The sequence below is a fragment of the Clostridium sp. UBA4395 genome (genome assembly GCF_002390995.1).
Lineage (GTDB): Bacteria > Bacillota > Clostridia > Clostridiales > Clostridiaceae > Clostridium_J > Clostridium_J sulfidigenes.
This window is the reverse complement of the sequence record NZ_DGRF01000009.1, coordinates 1-15,087: the sequence shown is the minus strand read 5'-3', so window position 1 is coordinate 15,087 and position 15,087 is coordinate 1. Positions and strand designations below refer to the sequence as shown.

General features: G+C 28.4%; 15 protein-coding genes. 5 read left to right on the top strand and 10 right to left on the bottom strand.

Annotation, left to right across the window (positions count from 1 at the left end):
* Nucleotides 1-31: 31 nt before the first annotated feature.
* The 8 genes from B2694_RS00495 to B2694_RS00460 form a co-directional block, all read right to left on the bottom strand.
* A complete protein-coding gene (locus tag B2694_RS00495; protein ID WP_346884095.1) occupies nucleotides 32-1,951 on the bottom strand; it encodes a bifunctional 4-hydroxy-3-methylbut-2-enyl diphosphate reductase/30S ribosomal protein S1 in 1,920 nt (639 codons plus the stop codon).
* Between the two features lie 58 nt (nucleotides 1,952-2,009).
* Nucleotides 2,010-2,672, bottom strand: coding sequence for a (d)CMP kinase (cmk, locus tag B2694_RS00490; protein WP_346884094.1), 663 nt, complete (start codon nucleotides 2,670-2,672; stop codon nucleotides 2,010-2,012).
* A gap of 95 nt (nucleotides 2,673-2,767) precedes the next feature.
* Nucleotides 2,768-3,985 carry an NAD(P)/FAD-dependent oxidoreductase gene (locus tag B2694_RS00485; protein ID WP_346884093.1) on the bottom strand — a complete coding sequence of 406 codons (1,218 nt, stop codon included), beginning with the start codon at nucleotides 3,983-3,985 and terminating at the stop codon, nucleotides 2,768-2,770.
* A 233-nt stretch (nucleotides 3,986-4,218) separates the two neighbouring features.
* Nucleotides 4,219-5,571 (bottom strand): NADP-specific glutamate dehydrogenase, encoded by a 1,353-nt coding sequence (gene gdhA, locus B2694_RS00480; protein WP_207656739.1) that lies wholly within the window; start codon nucleotides 5,569-5,571, stop codon nucleotides 4,219-4,221.
* 244 nt (nucleotides 5,572-5,815) lie between these two features.
* Entirely contained in the window at nucleotides 5,816-6,703 is an 888-nt protein-coding gene (locus B2694_RS00475; RefSeq protein WP_035132970.1) for a MurR/RpiR family transcriptional regulator, read from the bottom strand.
* Between the two features lie 216 nt (nucleotides 6,704-6,919).
* A complete protein-coding gene (locus B2694_RS00470; RefSeq protein ID WP_346884092.1) occupies nucleotides 6,920-7,462 on the bottom strand; it encodes a class I SAM-dependent methyltransferase in 543 nt (180 codons plus the stop codon).
* On the bottom strand, nucleotides 7,455-8,183 hold the full coding sequence (locus B2694_RS00465) for a pseudouridine synthase (RefSeq protein WP_346884091.1): 729 nt from the start codon (nucleotides 8,181-8,183) through the stop codon (nucleotides 7,455-7,457). Before B2694_RS00465 ends, B2694_RS00470 begins: the two co-directional genes overlap by 8 nt.
* 136 nt (nucleotides 8,184-8,319) lie before the next feature.
* Entirely contained in the window at nucleotides 8,320-8,472 is a 153-nt protein-coding gene (locus tag B2694_RS00460) for a hypothetical protein (protein WP_167403023.1), read from the bottom strand.
* 185 nt (nucleotides 8,473-8,657) lie between these two features.
* Between B2694_RS00460 and B2694_RS00455 the strand changes: the two genes are divergently transcribed.
* Complete coding sequence (locus B2694_RS00455; RefSeq protein WP_346884090.1) at nucleotides 8,658-9,761, top strand: iron-containing alcohol dehydrogenase family protein; 1,104 nt, start codon at nucleotides 8,658-8,660, stop codon at nucleotides 9,759-9,761.
* A gap of 108 nt (nucleotides 9,762-9,869) precedes the next feature.
* Here the strand turns inward: B2694_RS00455 and B2694_RS00450 are convergent, their stop codons facing one another.
* Nucleotides 9,870-10,430, bottom strand: a complete 561-nt coding sequence (locus B2694_RS00450) for an N-acetylmuramoyl-L-alanine amidase (protein WP_346884089.1) — start codon at nucleotides 10,428-10,430, stop codon at nucleotides 9,870-9,872.
* 109 nt (nucleotides 10,431-10,539) lie between these two features.
* Nucleotides 10,540-10,917 (bottom strand): PadR family transcriptional regulator, encoded by a 378-nt coding sequence (locus B2694_RS00445; protein WP_346884088.1) that lies wholly within the window; start codon nucleotides 10,915-10,917, stop codon nucleotides 10,540-10,542.
* A 219-nt stretch (nucleotides 10,918-11,136) separates the two neighbouring features.
* On the opposite strand from B2694_RS00445, the gene B2694_RS00440 reads away from it, so the two are divergent.
* From B2694_RS00440 to B2694_RS00425, 4 genes are all read left to right on the top strand, one after another.
* Nucleotides 11,137-11,970 (top strand): PHP domain-containing protein, encoded by an 834-nt coding sequence (locus tag B2694_RS00440; protein WP_346884087.1) that lies wholly within the window; start codon nucleotides 11,137-11,139, stop codon nucleotides 11,968-11,970.
* A 45-nt stretch (nucleotides 11,971-12,015) separates the two neighbouring features.
* Nucleotides 12,016-12,333 (top strand): DUF1540 domain-containing protein, encoded by a 318-nt coding sequence (locus B2694_RS00435; protein WP_346884086.1) that lies wholly within the window; start codon nucleotides 12,016-12,018, stop codon nucleotides 12,331-12,333.
* A 361-nt stretch (nucleotides 12,334-12,694) separates the two neighbouring features.
* The gene (locus B2694_RS00430; RefSeq protein ID WP_346884096.1) at nucleotides 12,695-14,059 is read left to right on the top strand and encodes a YjiH family protein; all 1,365 of its coding nucleotides are present in this window, start codon (nucleotides 12,695-12,697) and stop codon (nucleotides 14,057-14,059) included.
* A 240-nt stretch (nucleotides 14,060-14,299) separates the two neighbouring features.
* Nucleotides 14,300-15,064 carry an alpha/beta hydrolase family protein gene (locus B2694_RS00425; RefSeq protein ID WP_346884085.1) on the top strand — a complete coding sequence of 255 codons (765 nt, stop codon included), beginning with the start codon at nucleotides 14,300-14,302 and terminating at the stop codon, nucleotides 15,062-15,064.
* Nucleotides 15,065-15,087: the final 23 nt, after the last annotated feature.

Genomic DNA, 15,087 nt, shown 5'->3' with positions numbered 1-15,087 from the left:
TCTATTTTGCGAAAGCCCCTTCTAAAAATTTTTATGCTTCTAAATCTTTAATGCTAAGTCCAATTTTCTTACCTTCAGCATCTACTTGAGTTATAACAGCTTTTACTATCTCTCCAATTTTTAAAACATCTTCAATTTTTTCGACTCTCTCATTAGAAATTTGAGATATATGGACTAACCCATCTATCCCTTCTTCTAACTCAACAAATGCTCCAAATGGTGCAAATCTCACTACTTTTCCAGCAACAACATTTCCTGTTGGATATTTTTCATTAATATTATTCCATGGATTTTCGCTTAACATTTTAACACTTAGAGCTAATTTGTTATTTTCTCTATCAACTTCTAAAACACCAATTTTAATAATCTGACCAACTTTAAATAATTTTGATGGGTTATTAACTTTATTCCAAGACATTTCTGAACTGTGTAATAAACCATCTATACCATTAATTTCTACAAAAGCTCCAAAAGCAGTTAATCTTTTAACTTCACCTTCAACTACCATGCCCTTTTCTAAAGAAGCCCATGTAGTAGCCTTTTTAACTTCATTCTCCTTCTCCAAAAGTTCTCTTCTTGAACCAACTATTTTAACTCTATTTCTTTCTCTAGAATACTCTATAAGTTTTATATCAAAATTTTGTCCTATATACTTAGACAAATCACTAACTCTACTTAATTCTATATGAGATGCTGGTATAAATACTCTTTCTCCTTCAAATAAAGCTACAAGTCCACCTTTTACTTCTTGTTTAACTTGAACATTTATTATCTCTCCATTATCAAAAGCAGCCTTTAACACTTGTTGTTGTTCAGCTCTTAAAACCTCAGTCCTTGATAATACAACTAATCCATCAGAATTTTTTCTATTTATTACCTTTGCTTTAATAACATCTCCTACTTTAATTTGTTGATTTAAAGGAGTTTCATTGTCTCTAGAGTATTCCTCTGTTGTTACTATAGCCTCAGTTTTTGTACCTATAGTTAAATATGCTTCTTTTTCATTTACTTTAAATACTTCACCTTCTAAAATACTTCCTACAGATATGTTGCTAGTATCCTTAAAATATTTATCATAAAGGTCCATATCCTCTTGACTTATATCGTTTTGTTTTTTCATTTTACTAATAGCCTCCTCAATTACGTACTCTGGAGTTGACGCCCCAGCAGTAATTCCAATTTTATTTATATTTTCATTTCCTATCATATTTAAAAGTGAAGAATCTACTTTTTCTACATGATAAGTATTTTCACAATTTTTTTTGCAAATTTCATAAAGCTTTGTAGTATTTGAACTATTATATCCGCCTAAAACTATCATTAAATCAACCTCTTTAGAAAGTTTATTCGCTGATTCCTGTCTTTCTTCTGTGGCATTACAGATAGTGTTAAAAGCTACTATTTCTTTAGCTAATGATATTATCCTGTTCAAAACCTTTTCCCAATTACTTTGCTTTTCTGTAGTTTGGGAAACTACACATACCTTGCTCTTAATTCCATCTATGTTTTCTCCATCCTTAGATATAATAGCTGTATCATTACACCACCCATTAATCCCTATGACCTCTGGATGCTTATCATCACCAACAATAATTATATTATATCCTTTGTTATAATACTCCTCAACTTTTTGTTGTATATTTCTCACATATGGACAAGTCCCATTTTCTATTATAACATTATTCTTTCTTAAATGGTCAAATACATTTTTGCCAACACCATGAGATCTTATTACTACAACATCATTTTTTTTAAGATTATATGCTTCTTCTAGAGTTATAGAATGAATACCTTTTTCCTCTAAGCTTTTCACAACATCATTATTATGGATTAATGGCCCTAATGTGTATATATCCTTATTATATTTTTCTCTCAATCTTATAGTCTCTTCAACTGCTCTTTTTACTCCAAAACAAAAACCTGCTTTATTTGCAAGAGTTACTTCAGACATACTATCCTCACCTCTAATACCATTTACTATAAAACAAATTAATTTATATTACACATGACTATTTATCTACATTTATATATGATATGTACTTAGATATGGCATCTACTACTTCACTTATACCCATAGTAGAAGTATCAATCTCTATTGCATCTTCAGCTTTTCTTAAAGGATCTACTTCTCTATTTGAATCAATGTAATCTCTTTTTTTTATATCTTCTAATATATTATTATAATCTACTTTTACATTCTTGGCTATAAGCTCATCATACCTACGTTTAGCTCTTTCTTCTGCCCTAGCTGTCAAGAATATTTTTAAGGATGCATTTTCAAGTACTACTGTGCCTATATCCCTACCATCCATGATTACATTGTAATTTTTAGCTATTTCTTGCTGCATTTCAACTAGCTTTTGTCTAACCTCTAGTATAGATGCATATCTCGACACATTATTAGTAACTTCAACACTCCTTAACTCATCAGTCACATCTATATCATTAACAAATAGGTTATCATTATCAAAATACATCTTCAAAGTATCTATAAGTTCACATAAATCACTTACTTGATTAGGTTCAACACCCTTTATCATTGCAAATAAAGTAACTGCTCTGTACATAGATCCAGTATTTATGTACATTAAATTATATTTTTCTCCTATTAATTTAGCTATAGTACTTTTTCCTGCTCCAGCAGGACCATCAATAGCTATTGATATTTTCATAGTATCACTCCTCAGTTATATAGTTACTATCAATCCATAATTTAAATAGATGTTTTTAAACTATAAATTTCTCAATAATAGCTATACTTGTATATTTATATCTTACTTCCTGCTATAAAACCTGTAGAAATAGCAATCTGTACATTATAACCTCCCGTATAAGCATCTACATCTATTACTTCTCCAGCAAAACTTAGGTTAGAAACCACCTTAGATTTCATTGTAGACGGATCAATTTCTTTTGTATCAACGCCTCCAGATGTAACTATTGCTTCTTCTATAGACCTTAATCCTCTTACATCCATTGTAAGATTTGAAATAAGATTTAGAAAAAACTTACGTTGTTCTTTTGTAATACTATTTACCTTTTGATTTTCTGGTATTTTACTTAAACTAATCATAATAGGAATTAATTTTTGTGGAAATAAATCATTTAATGCATTCTTAAAGTCCTTATTATTATACTTTAAAAAATCCTTTTGTATTCTTAAATCTAACTCTTTTTCACTAAGTGCAGGCTTAAGATTTAATATAATCTTATACTTTTCACCTGGTTTTATTAAACTGCTTGCACTAAGACATAATGGACCAGAAATTCCAAAGTGAGTAAATAACATTTCACCTTGCTCTTTAAAAATAATTTTATTGTTCTTATCTAATAATGTAAGCTGTACATTTCTTAGTGATAAACCTTGAAGGTCTTTTACCCAAGCTTCATTAATTTCAATTGGTACTAAGGACGGTTTTATAGACACTACATTATGACCCAAACTTTTGCAAAATCTAAACCCATCACCATTAGATCCAGTTTGAGGATATGAAGCCCCACCAGTAGCTAAGATTACATTATCACATTCTATATAATCATCATTATCAAGGATTACTGAAGTAATCTTATTATTTTCAACTTTTAATTCTTTTACAGCAATTCCAAGTTTAATTTCAATATTTTTCTCCATTAAAGTTTTTTCAAAGGCTTTTATAATATCTGAAGATTTATCTGAATTAGGAAAAACTCTATCCCCTCTCTCTACTTTAAGTTCAACTCCTCTTTCATTAAAAAACTTAATAGTATCCTCATTGGTAAATGTATAAAGAGCACTATATAGAAAATGAGGATTAGTTGGAATATAATCAAAAAACTCACTAATATCCTTATTATTAGTTACATTACATCTACCTTTCCCAGTAATAAACAGTTTTTTGCCAAGTTTATTATTCTTTTCTATTAATATAACCTTATTGTTTTTACTTGCTGCTATTGCAGCCATCATTCCAGCTGGACCTCCACCTACAACTACTACTTGTGCCAAAAAATCACCATCTCTTCTGTTTTATTTTAAATATATTCCTATATTATAATTTAATATAAAATTCCTAATTATTCAATGAATTTATTTTGTTAACTAAAATTTTATTCTACATTTATTAGTAGAGTTTAATTATAATAAATTACATTTAAAACTAAAATCCTTGTCATATCACATGAAAAAGGAGAGAATTTAAAAATTCCCTCCTTTAATATTAAAACTATTTTAATTTAATATTAAATATCTCCTTGAGCATGCATTGCTTCAGCAACTTTCATAAATCCAGCAATGTTAGCACCAGCAACTAAGTTGTATCCAAATCCACATTGTTCAGCTGCATCCATAGCATTTTTATGAATTGTTACCATTATTTGATGAAGTTTTTGATCCACCTCTTCAGCTGTCCAAGATATTCTCATACTGTTTTGTGCCATTTCTAATGCAGAAGTGGCAACTCCACCAGCATTAGCAGCTTTAGCAGGTCCAACTATTAATCCATTAGCTAAGAAGTATTCAACTGCTTCGTTTGTACATGGCATATTTGCAGCTTCACATACAAATTTAATGCCATTAGCAACGATTTGTTTTGCATGTTCTATATGAATATCGTTTTGAGTTGCGCAAGGCATTATGATGTCAACTTTAACACCCCAAGGTTTTTGTCCTGGGAAGAATTCGCATCCAAATTTATCAGCATAATCTTGAACTTTATCTCTACCTGAATTTCTCATTTCAACTAAGTAATTAATTTTCTCTGGAGTAGTTATTCCATCTTTATCATAGATATAACCATCTGGTCCAGATAAAGTAACAACTTTACCACCTAAATCAGCAACTTTTTGGCATGCTCCCCAAGCAACGTTACCGAAACCTGAAACTGCAACTGTTTTTCCTTTGAAGTCAGTTCCTTCATGTTTAAGCATTTCTTCACAGAAATAAGTAACTCCAAATCCTGTTGCTTCTGGTCTTACTAAGCTTCCACCATAAGTTAAACCTTTTCCAGTTAAAACTCCATTTTCGAAAGCTCCTCTAATTCTTCTATATTGACCATATAAGTATCCGATTTCTCTTCCACCTACACCGATATCTCCAGCTGGAACGTCCACATCTGGTCCGATGTGTCTTTGTAATTCAGTCATAAACGCTTGACAGAATCTCATGATTTCAGCATCAGACTTACCTCTTGGATCAAAGTCTGAACCACCTTTACCTCCACCTATTGGAAGTCCAGTTAATGCATTTTTAAGAATTTGTTCAAATCCTAGGAACTTGATAATTCCTAAGTAAACAGATGGATGGAATCTTAATCCACCTTTGTAAGGTCCTATAGCTCCATTAAATTGTACTCTAAATCCTCTATTTACTTGAGTTTTACCATTGTCATCTTTCCAAGATACTTTAAACATTATTTGTCTTTCAGGCTCACAGAATCTTTCTAATAAGTTAGACTCTACATATTCTGGGTGCTTATCAAGTACAGGCCCTATAGAGTTTAAAACCTCTTCAACAGCTTGTATAAATTCTGGTTCAGCGCTGTTTCTTTTTTTCACGTTTTCTAATACTTGCTCAATATAAGCTTTAGTATCCATAGTATCAATACCTCCTAAAATTTAAACAAAATTATTTATATAATTTACTTTTTGTATGATAACACACTGAAGTAAATCTTTACATGTAATATATATTCTATGTATTTGCTTTTTTTCCTTCTTTTTTAAAAACATTTTAACAGATTTATTGCAAATATTAAAAACGATTACATGCCTTTATTTACATAATAGAATACTTTTGTATATAAATCAACATAATTTTATAAAAATTTAGACATAAAAATTAAAACTTGTTAATATCTTTATTTGTTTTGTAGGAATAAATTTGATATTCTTGCCATACTTGCTCAAGTTCTGTGAAGGTTTTAGATATTTTGTCCTTTTCCTTTAATCCTACAGCTATAATAAGAGCATTAATAACACTTAGTGGTGCCACTAAAGAATCAACAAAGGAAGCCATATTACTTTCAGCTATTAGTACATAATCAGCTTTAGTTGCTAACGGAGATAAAACGCTATCTGTAATTGCAACAACATCAGCTCCCCTTGACTTTGCATAATTAAGGGTTTCAACAGTTCTCATAGCATAACGTGGGAAACCTATACCAATGACACAGTCTCCTTCACCTAATGTTAGCATCTGTTCAAAAATATCACTCATCCCGTAAGATACGATTTTTACATTGTCTAATATTAAATTTAAATAAAATCCTAAAAAGTCTGCCAATGCAGCGGAACTTCTTAATCCTACAATATAAATTTTCTTAGAGTTTAAAATACTATTAACTGTACTTTCGAAAGCTTCATAATTTATTTTTTCCATTGTTGCTCTAATATTTTCTATATCTGATTTTAATACTCCTTTTAAAGCGTTATTAGGAATAATAAAATCATTAGATAATTCTATTCTTTGAGCTGTGGTAAGTTTGTTTTTTATAAGTTCTTGTAGCGCCTTCTGGAGTTCAGGATATCCTTCATAACCTAATTGGTTAGCAAATCTAACTACTGTTGATTCACTTACACCAACGCTTGCTCCTAGCTTCGCAGCAGTCATAAATGCTGCTTTATCATAATGCTTTAAAATATATTCAGCTATGAGCTTCTGTCCTTTACTTAACCTTGAAAACTTAGTTTGTATCATTCTCATTAAATCAGTATTATTATTCTCCATCACTTAACTCCTTTTAAAAGATTATAAAGTATATAATTCATTTTACTGAAAAATGAATTATATACTTCATATTAACACAGTATGGATTATCCTTCAACATAAAACTTCTATGATTATTAATTTTATAAATTTTTTCCTATATAAGAGATAATTATAAACTTATAACATAGTTTAAGTTTCTGTATTAAGTATTGTAAAATCACTGTTTTAGAGCAATCACTTCTTTTCAATGACTAATAAATATGGAGCCCTTTCACTCCTATTTATAACTTTATGAATCATTACTCCATACTTATCTTTTGGTAGATAACTTGCATATTTTATTATCTGTTCACTTTCACGAAGACCTTCATTATGACCAATGTATACTGATATAATGGCAAAACCTCCATTTTTTAATATTTTTAAAGTTTCTTTAATACTTTTCAGTGTAGATTCAGCCTCCGTAGTTATTGATTTGTCACCACCGGGTAGAAAACCTAAATTATATATGGCTACATCTATTTCTTCAGTTATATGTTTTTCTATATTTTCATGAGAATCACAAATGAGTTTTACATTATCTTTGTTCTTTTTCTTATATTCTTCTATTGCTACTGATTGAATATCAAATGCATAAACTTTTTTAAAGCTCTCACTTAGAAAATCACAATCTCCACCATTCCCAAGAGTCTCATCTACCGCTATATTTTTATCCACCACAAAATTTTCAATTATATAGTGAGATAAATCTGTTATATTTCCTAAGTATTTAAACATTTTTATCTCCTCCATTCTTTAGGTATTGTATTTCTATTTCACTTAGGTATCTCCATTGACCTTCTTTTAACCCTGTATCTAATTTTATTTCACCAATTGAAACTCTCTTCAAACTTATAACTGGATGTCCAATTGCTTCACACATTCTTCTCACTTGCCTATTTTTCCCCTCATGAATAGTTATAGCAACTTCACAACTATTTTTATATTTTTTTATAACTTCACATCTTCCTGGTGCAGTAATATAATCCCCAATATCAATTCCTTTTTCAAATTTATGTATTTCATCATCATTGATTATTCCTTTTACTATAGTTATATAAGTTTTATTAATAGAAACTCTTGGGTGCATTACATTGTTATAAACTTCACCATCATTAGTTAGAAGAATTAATCCAGAAGTATCATAATCCAACCTTCCAATAGGATATATCCTTTCATCTACTTTTACAATATCCAATAAAGTTTTTCTACCTCTATCATCCTTTACAGATGATATATATCCTGTAGGTTTATTAAGTGCTATATATATCTTTTTTTCTTCTGGTTTTATTACTTTATCATCTACTCTAACTTCATTAACTCTAGAATCAATTTTTGTTCCTAATTCCTTTACTATATCCCCATCAACTTTAACTCTATTAGATAATATTATTTCTTCACATTTTCTTCTAGAAGCAACACCACATCTAGCCATATATTTTTGTAATCTCTCTTCCATCTTAAACTTCCCTTCATAACTCTAATAAAAAGAATTATAATTTTTATTAATAAAAAAATCAATCTAATTAAACAATAAACCGATAACTCTACATATTAATATTTTGTAGAGTTATCGGTTTAAGTATAACCTAGACTTATTTAAATTGATTTAAGTGAGAATTAGGTTGCTGTTCCATATATCCTGTTTTAGAATTTCTACTGTCATTTGATTTGTCATTCATAGAAGTTAGTTCACCATTCATCTTATTGGAAGACTTCTTAGGTTTGTTTTGCTTATTCTTAGCCATAAAGCTCACCTCCCTATTAACTATTATTTTCAAAATTAATTTAAATATTCAATAATAGATCTTACAGATAAAAATTTATAATAAAGTCATCCTTCTAATAAATTGAGAAAACTTGTAATAGATGCTATATTAAAATATAAGATAAAATTTTAATATTACAATTAACTTTAAGGAGGAATAAAATTTTGAGTAATCCAATATTTTTTATGCCAACAAAAATTATATGTGAAAAAAACGCACTAACAAATCACGGTAGTATAATGAATTCTTTAGGAAGTACTGCTTTAATAGTGACTGGTAAACATTCTTCTAAAACTAATGGTTCTTTAAATCACGTGGTAAGTTCCTTAAAAGAAAACAATATAGATTATCATATATTTGATGATGTAGAAGAAAATCCATCTACAGAAACAATTAATAAAATAAAATTATTCGCCCAAGATAAAGGTATTGATTTTATTATTGGAATAGGTGGAGGCTCACCTATAGATGCATCTAAAGCTGCCGGAGTTCTTCTTTTTAATTCACAAGTCACTATTGAAGATTTATTTACAAATTCCCCTCTTAATTCTCTTCCAATCGTTGCAGTTCCTACCACTGCTGGAACTGGAACCGAAACTACACCTTACTCTATATTAACAGATCATAACATTAAAAATAAAAGAGGTATTAGCCCTAAAATTTTTCCTGTAGTGTCTTTTTTAGATGCTACTTACTTGATGGATACACCTAAAAATGTAACAATAAATACTTCTATAGATGCACTTTCACATTTAATAGAAGGGTATTTATCTACTAATTCTAACTGCTTTAGCAATGCTCTTGCAGAAAGTGGTTTAAAGATATTTAGTGAATGTATTTCATATATATCTTCAGAAAATATTCCCTTTAAAGTACGTGAAAATTTATTAATAGCATCTTCTATTGCTGGTATGGTAATTTCACAAAGCGGCACATCTATTCCTCATGGAATGGGATATCCATTAACTTATTATCATAATGTACCTCATGGTAAGGCTAATGGAATTCTTTTAAAAGAATATCTTAAAATATACGCAAATAGTGCTCAGGATAAAGTGGATAAAATCATATCTTTATTGAACTTCTCAAATGTAGATGAGTTTGGAAACTTTATAGATGAATTATTTTCAAAGGATTTGAACATAACCCTTGATGAATTAAAAAATTATACTTCTTATATGAATTCTAATAAAGCAAAACTTAAAAATCATCCCTATCCATTAACCTATGAGGATATACTTAGTATTTATATAAAAAGTATAAAATAATAATAGACCCATTAGTAGATTAATTCTAATGGGTCTATTATTTTCTTCATTTATAATTGCTCGTTTAATATTTATATTTTTGAAACTACCAAAATAAATATTATTAAATTAATCAATGTCAGTACAATCAATATCTAGTTGAGAAAGAATACCTTTTGCTATAGCTTTTCCAAATTTCTTTTGATTTTCAATAGTACTAATTATCTTATTATCTTCTTCATTATCTATAAAAGCACACTTGATAATAATTGCATCCATAACAGTGTCTCTTATCAATGGAAAATAATCTCTTCCGCTTTTATTCATTCTATTATAAGTTTTAATTTGTGTCTGACCAATATTCATAATTTCATTGCTAATTTTGTTTGTAAGTTCTAAACCTTTACCATTATATATAGAATAAATTATTTCACCTCTATCTCCTCCACCTACATTACAATGAATAGAAATAAAATAATCTGACATATTATTATTTGCCATGGTAGTTCTTTGAGAAAGTCCTAGATATTTATCAGTATTTCTTGTCATTTGAACTTTTATTCCATGTCTAAGTAGCTCTTTCTCACATTCTACAGCTATAGTTAGTGTAATATCTTTTTCTATTAGATCACCATAAACGCCTCCTGGATCACTTCCACCATGTCCAGGGTCTAAGGTTATCTTATACATAATTTAAATCCTCCCATTAATTAATCTCTTCATATATAATATTCTTTAATATTATATATGTGATTAATAATAGGAATGAGCCATCTTTGAATAATGCTATAAAACTTGTCTATTGTTTCTTATAAATTTGATTTAAAACATTATTATAAATAGAAATATTATATTCTATGGCATGAAAATAATCTCCCTTTATTTTTTTATAATGTTCTATACCTTCATCGGTAATTTTATATAAACGTTTATTTTTTCTATCAAAATCTTCCCATTTGGCTTTAAGATATAGATTTTCCTCCAAATCTCTAAGAAGTGGATATACCAACCCATTAGAAACTTTAGTAAAGTTTTTATTTATATAATTAACTATTTCCAATCCATATTCCTCACTATTTTCATATATTAAATAATGTAGAATATATAATTTTACAAGCTTTGTAGTATTTATTCTATTATCTAATGTTGCAATTCTTTTTCTTGTTTCACCTTTCATTTTTATCTCCTTTAAATTTATTAAGTATTTTTCATTGTAACTTTATTATATAACTTTGTTTCAATTATGACAATTATTTTTATGAAGTAATATAGTAATATCTATAAAATTATCTTTCAACTTATAGAATCAACATATATTGTATAAATAATACTACACTTAAGATATAATAAATCTATATTATTATATCTATTTACTATATAAAGGAAGGAGATATTTATGAATATTATAGCAGAGTTTCACTGTCATACAACTGCATCTGATGGGAGGTTCTCCCCTTCTGAAGTAGTTGAAATGGCTAAAAATAAAAATGTTGAACTTTTATCTATAACAGATCACGATACCACTGAAGGTATTAGCGAAGCTTTAAATAAAGCTAATGAAATTTCCCTTAATTTTATTCCGGGAATAGAGTTAAGCTGTAATCACAATGGAGAAAGCATACATATCTTGGGATATTTTAAAGGAAATGATTATAAAGATGAAACCTTAATTAATTTTCTTAATAATTTAAAGAGAAACAGGGAAACTAGAGCCTCATCTATAGTTAAAAATCTAGATAAATATTTTAACATTAAAATAAATGTAGATGATGTTTTAAAAATTGGTAATGGTGTTATAGCTAGACCTCACATAGCACAAGCCATAGTAAATGCTGGATATCCCTTTGATTTTCAGCATATTTTTGACAAATTTATAGGAAATGATAGCCCTGCCTATGTTCCTAATAAACATATATCCATACCAGAAGGAATTGAACTTCTTAAAAAATATAATTGCATTGTAATTCTAGCACATCCTAAACTTATTAAAAAAACACCTATTAAAAATATATTAAATTATGATTTTCATGGTATTGAGGCTCTGTATTATCAAAACTTTAAAAGAGAAACCGACGAATTTAGATCCTTAGCTAAATCAAGGGATATGATAATAACTTGTGGTTCTGATTTTCATGGAATTTCTAAGGATGATACTAAACACGGTAACATTGGAGATATGTTTCTTAGTGAGGAAGATTTTAAGAAGTTTATGATTTTGTATAAAAAATAGAATAATTAGGTATACTAAAGTAAAATTATTTTCGGAGGAGATAAAATGGTTTTACTTCAATGCTCAGTTCATAACTGTGTACATAATAATTCCAACTACTGTAATTTAAATCAGATAACCATTGGGGGTTCCAATACCTATCAACCTGATGGTACAAATTGTGAAAACTTTATAAACAAATCAAGTGCATTAACAAACTCTATTAGTATAAATACTCCTTATTCTAATGTAAATTGTAAGGCAGAGCAATGTATTTATAATAAAAAACTCAAATGTACTGCAAACTCTATTGATATTTCTGGTTATACCTCATCTACTAGTGAAGAAACCTTATGTGCTACCTTTCAATATAACCCTAACTAAGTATTTACCTTTAGATAAGTGTAAGTAGTAATAATAAGTATAATTATTACTTACACTTATTATTTTTATGCAGTTAACTAATTAATAATTATTAATTCCTATAGCTAAAAAATAAATTAGTAAATAACTTTTCATATAACTACCTTATGTAAGTTCAGTTTAAAATTAATATATTATCAATCAAATGCATAGTACATATCTCTATATATTTTTACATTTTTTTCAAAAGTATTGTAGTTTTTTTAAAGTTAAATATAATATTTATGTATAATTATGTTGCATTATAGGGAAAGCTTATGTATAATTATACATAAATTCGTTATAGAAAGGGTGTATATAAATGGAAACAAAAAGCAATAAAGTGTCTACTTCAGCAAATAATAAAGATTATTCATATATATTAGCTGTAATTAAATTTCTTATATTCTCTTCTTTAGGTATCTTCTTATTTATGATTCCAATTACCAAAGGAGAAGAAGTAGTTATACCTGTTGCAACCTTATCAACCTATGTTCAAGAAGCTCTTGGTCAATCACTTCCATACATAATAACAGCAATAATAGTTGTAACCGCATTTTTTACAATAGTAACTAAAGCATTAAAGCCTAAATTTATTGTTAAAAATAATTTTTTAAATTCTCTTTTAAATGTAAATACCATTTGGTTTATTATCAGAGTCTTAGGTGGAGTATTCATAATATGTACAATGTTTCAAATAGGCCCTAAAGCAATTTGGTCAGAAAATACAGGAGGAATGATTTTATCTGATTTACTTCCTATACTCTTTTCAGTATTTTTATTTGCTGGATTATTTCTACCTCTTCTTCTTAATTTCGGACTTTTAGAATTTGTAGGCTCCCTCCTAGTAAAAATAATGAGACCAATTTTTAATCTTCCTGGTTCAGCTGCAATAGATTGTATAGCTTCTTGGCTTGGAGATGGTACTATTGGTGTTCTTTTAACAAGTAAACAATATGTTGATGGGTATTATACTGAAAGAGAGGCCTGTGTAATTGGTACAACCTTCTCTTTAGTTTCAATAACCTTTAGCATAGTTGTAATTGATACCGTTGGGCTTAGTCATATGTTTTTACCTTTCTATCTATCAGTTACCTTTGCTGGTTTAGTAGCTGCAATATTAGTGCCTAAATTACCTCCACTATCAAGAAAAAAGGATATATACTATAATAATACAAATAAATCTATGGAAGACCTTCTTCCTGAAGGGTATACAACTTTTAAATTTGGTTTAAAAAAAGCTATAGATAAAGCTAAATCTTCATCCTTTAAAAAAGATGTATTTGCTAAAGGGACATTAAATGTTGTAGATATGTGGTTTGGCGTAATCCCTGTAGTTATGGCTGTAGGAACTATTGCACTAATGTTAGCAGAATATACACCATTATTTCAAATTCTCGGTTTACCCTTTATACCAATATTAAAAATTCTCCAAATTCCAGAAGCTGCAGCAGCTTCTAGCACATTAGTAGCTGGATTCGCAGACATGCTATTACCATCTATAATGTCAGGTGGAATTCAAAGTGATATGACAAGATTTATTATAGCTGCAACTTCTATAACTCAGCTTATATATCTTTCCGAAGTGGGCGCTTTATTACTAGGTTCTAAAATACCTGTTAATATAAAAGAATTGTTCATAATATTTATAGAAAGAACTTTAATAACTCTTCCTATAATTTCAATTATTGCTCACTTCATATTCTAAAATAATTTATAATATTTAGTTATATTTATTTTAAAGATAAGCAGATCATATTTTATTAATTCAATATGGTCTGTTTTCTTTAGTTTTTGATATTGCCTATTCAATAGTAATGGTAATTATCTTTTAAAATTATAATAATTTATGTATAATATATCTTATAAGTAAAATAAGAAACAATAATTTTTTTATTGAATAATATAAATTCTATTATAATTGGGGAATCTTAAAGGAGGCATGACAATGTGGATTAATAATTTAATCAGTATAAAAAAAGTAAATATAGATAATATATCTACTCTTATAATCTATCCTAAAAATTTTACTGAAAAACTTCCTGTAATATTCTTTTATCATGGATGGAGTTCTAATAAAGATGTTCATAAAAACCTAGGCAGTTTCTTAGCTTGCAATGGATATATGGTAGTTATACCTGATTCAATAAATCATGGTGAGCGTGGAACCATCGATTATTGGCAAGGTGAAAGTGGATTAACTAAGTTTTGGCCAACGGTGTTATCATCTGTAAAGGAATTCAGTTTTATTCTTGATTATATTAAATCTAACTACAATATAGATGAACTCAGAATTGGAGTTTCTGGTCATTCCATGGGAGGAATGATTACTTCTGGTATTATTGCTCATAATAAATGCATTAAGGCTGGAGTAATTATGAATAGCTCTGGCGCTTGGGTTGAAGCTACTTTGGAAATAATTGGAGATCAGTATAAAGATAATAAAGATTATATAGATAAAAACTTAAATGAACTATCTTCATATAGCCCTATAAATAACATTAATAATTTTAATAATACTCCTCTTCTTTTACTTCACGGGGATAAGGATGCTTTAGTTCCAATTAAAAGTGAGATTGCTTTCTTTAATGCAATAAAAGATCACTATCAAAATAAAGATTTAGTAGATATGAAAACCTACGACAGACTAAACCATTATATAACAGAGGCTATAGTTTCTGAAGCTCTTCAATGGTTTAATACTTATTTGTAAGTAAAAGGGGGCGTCGCAAAATA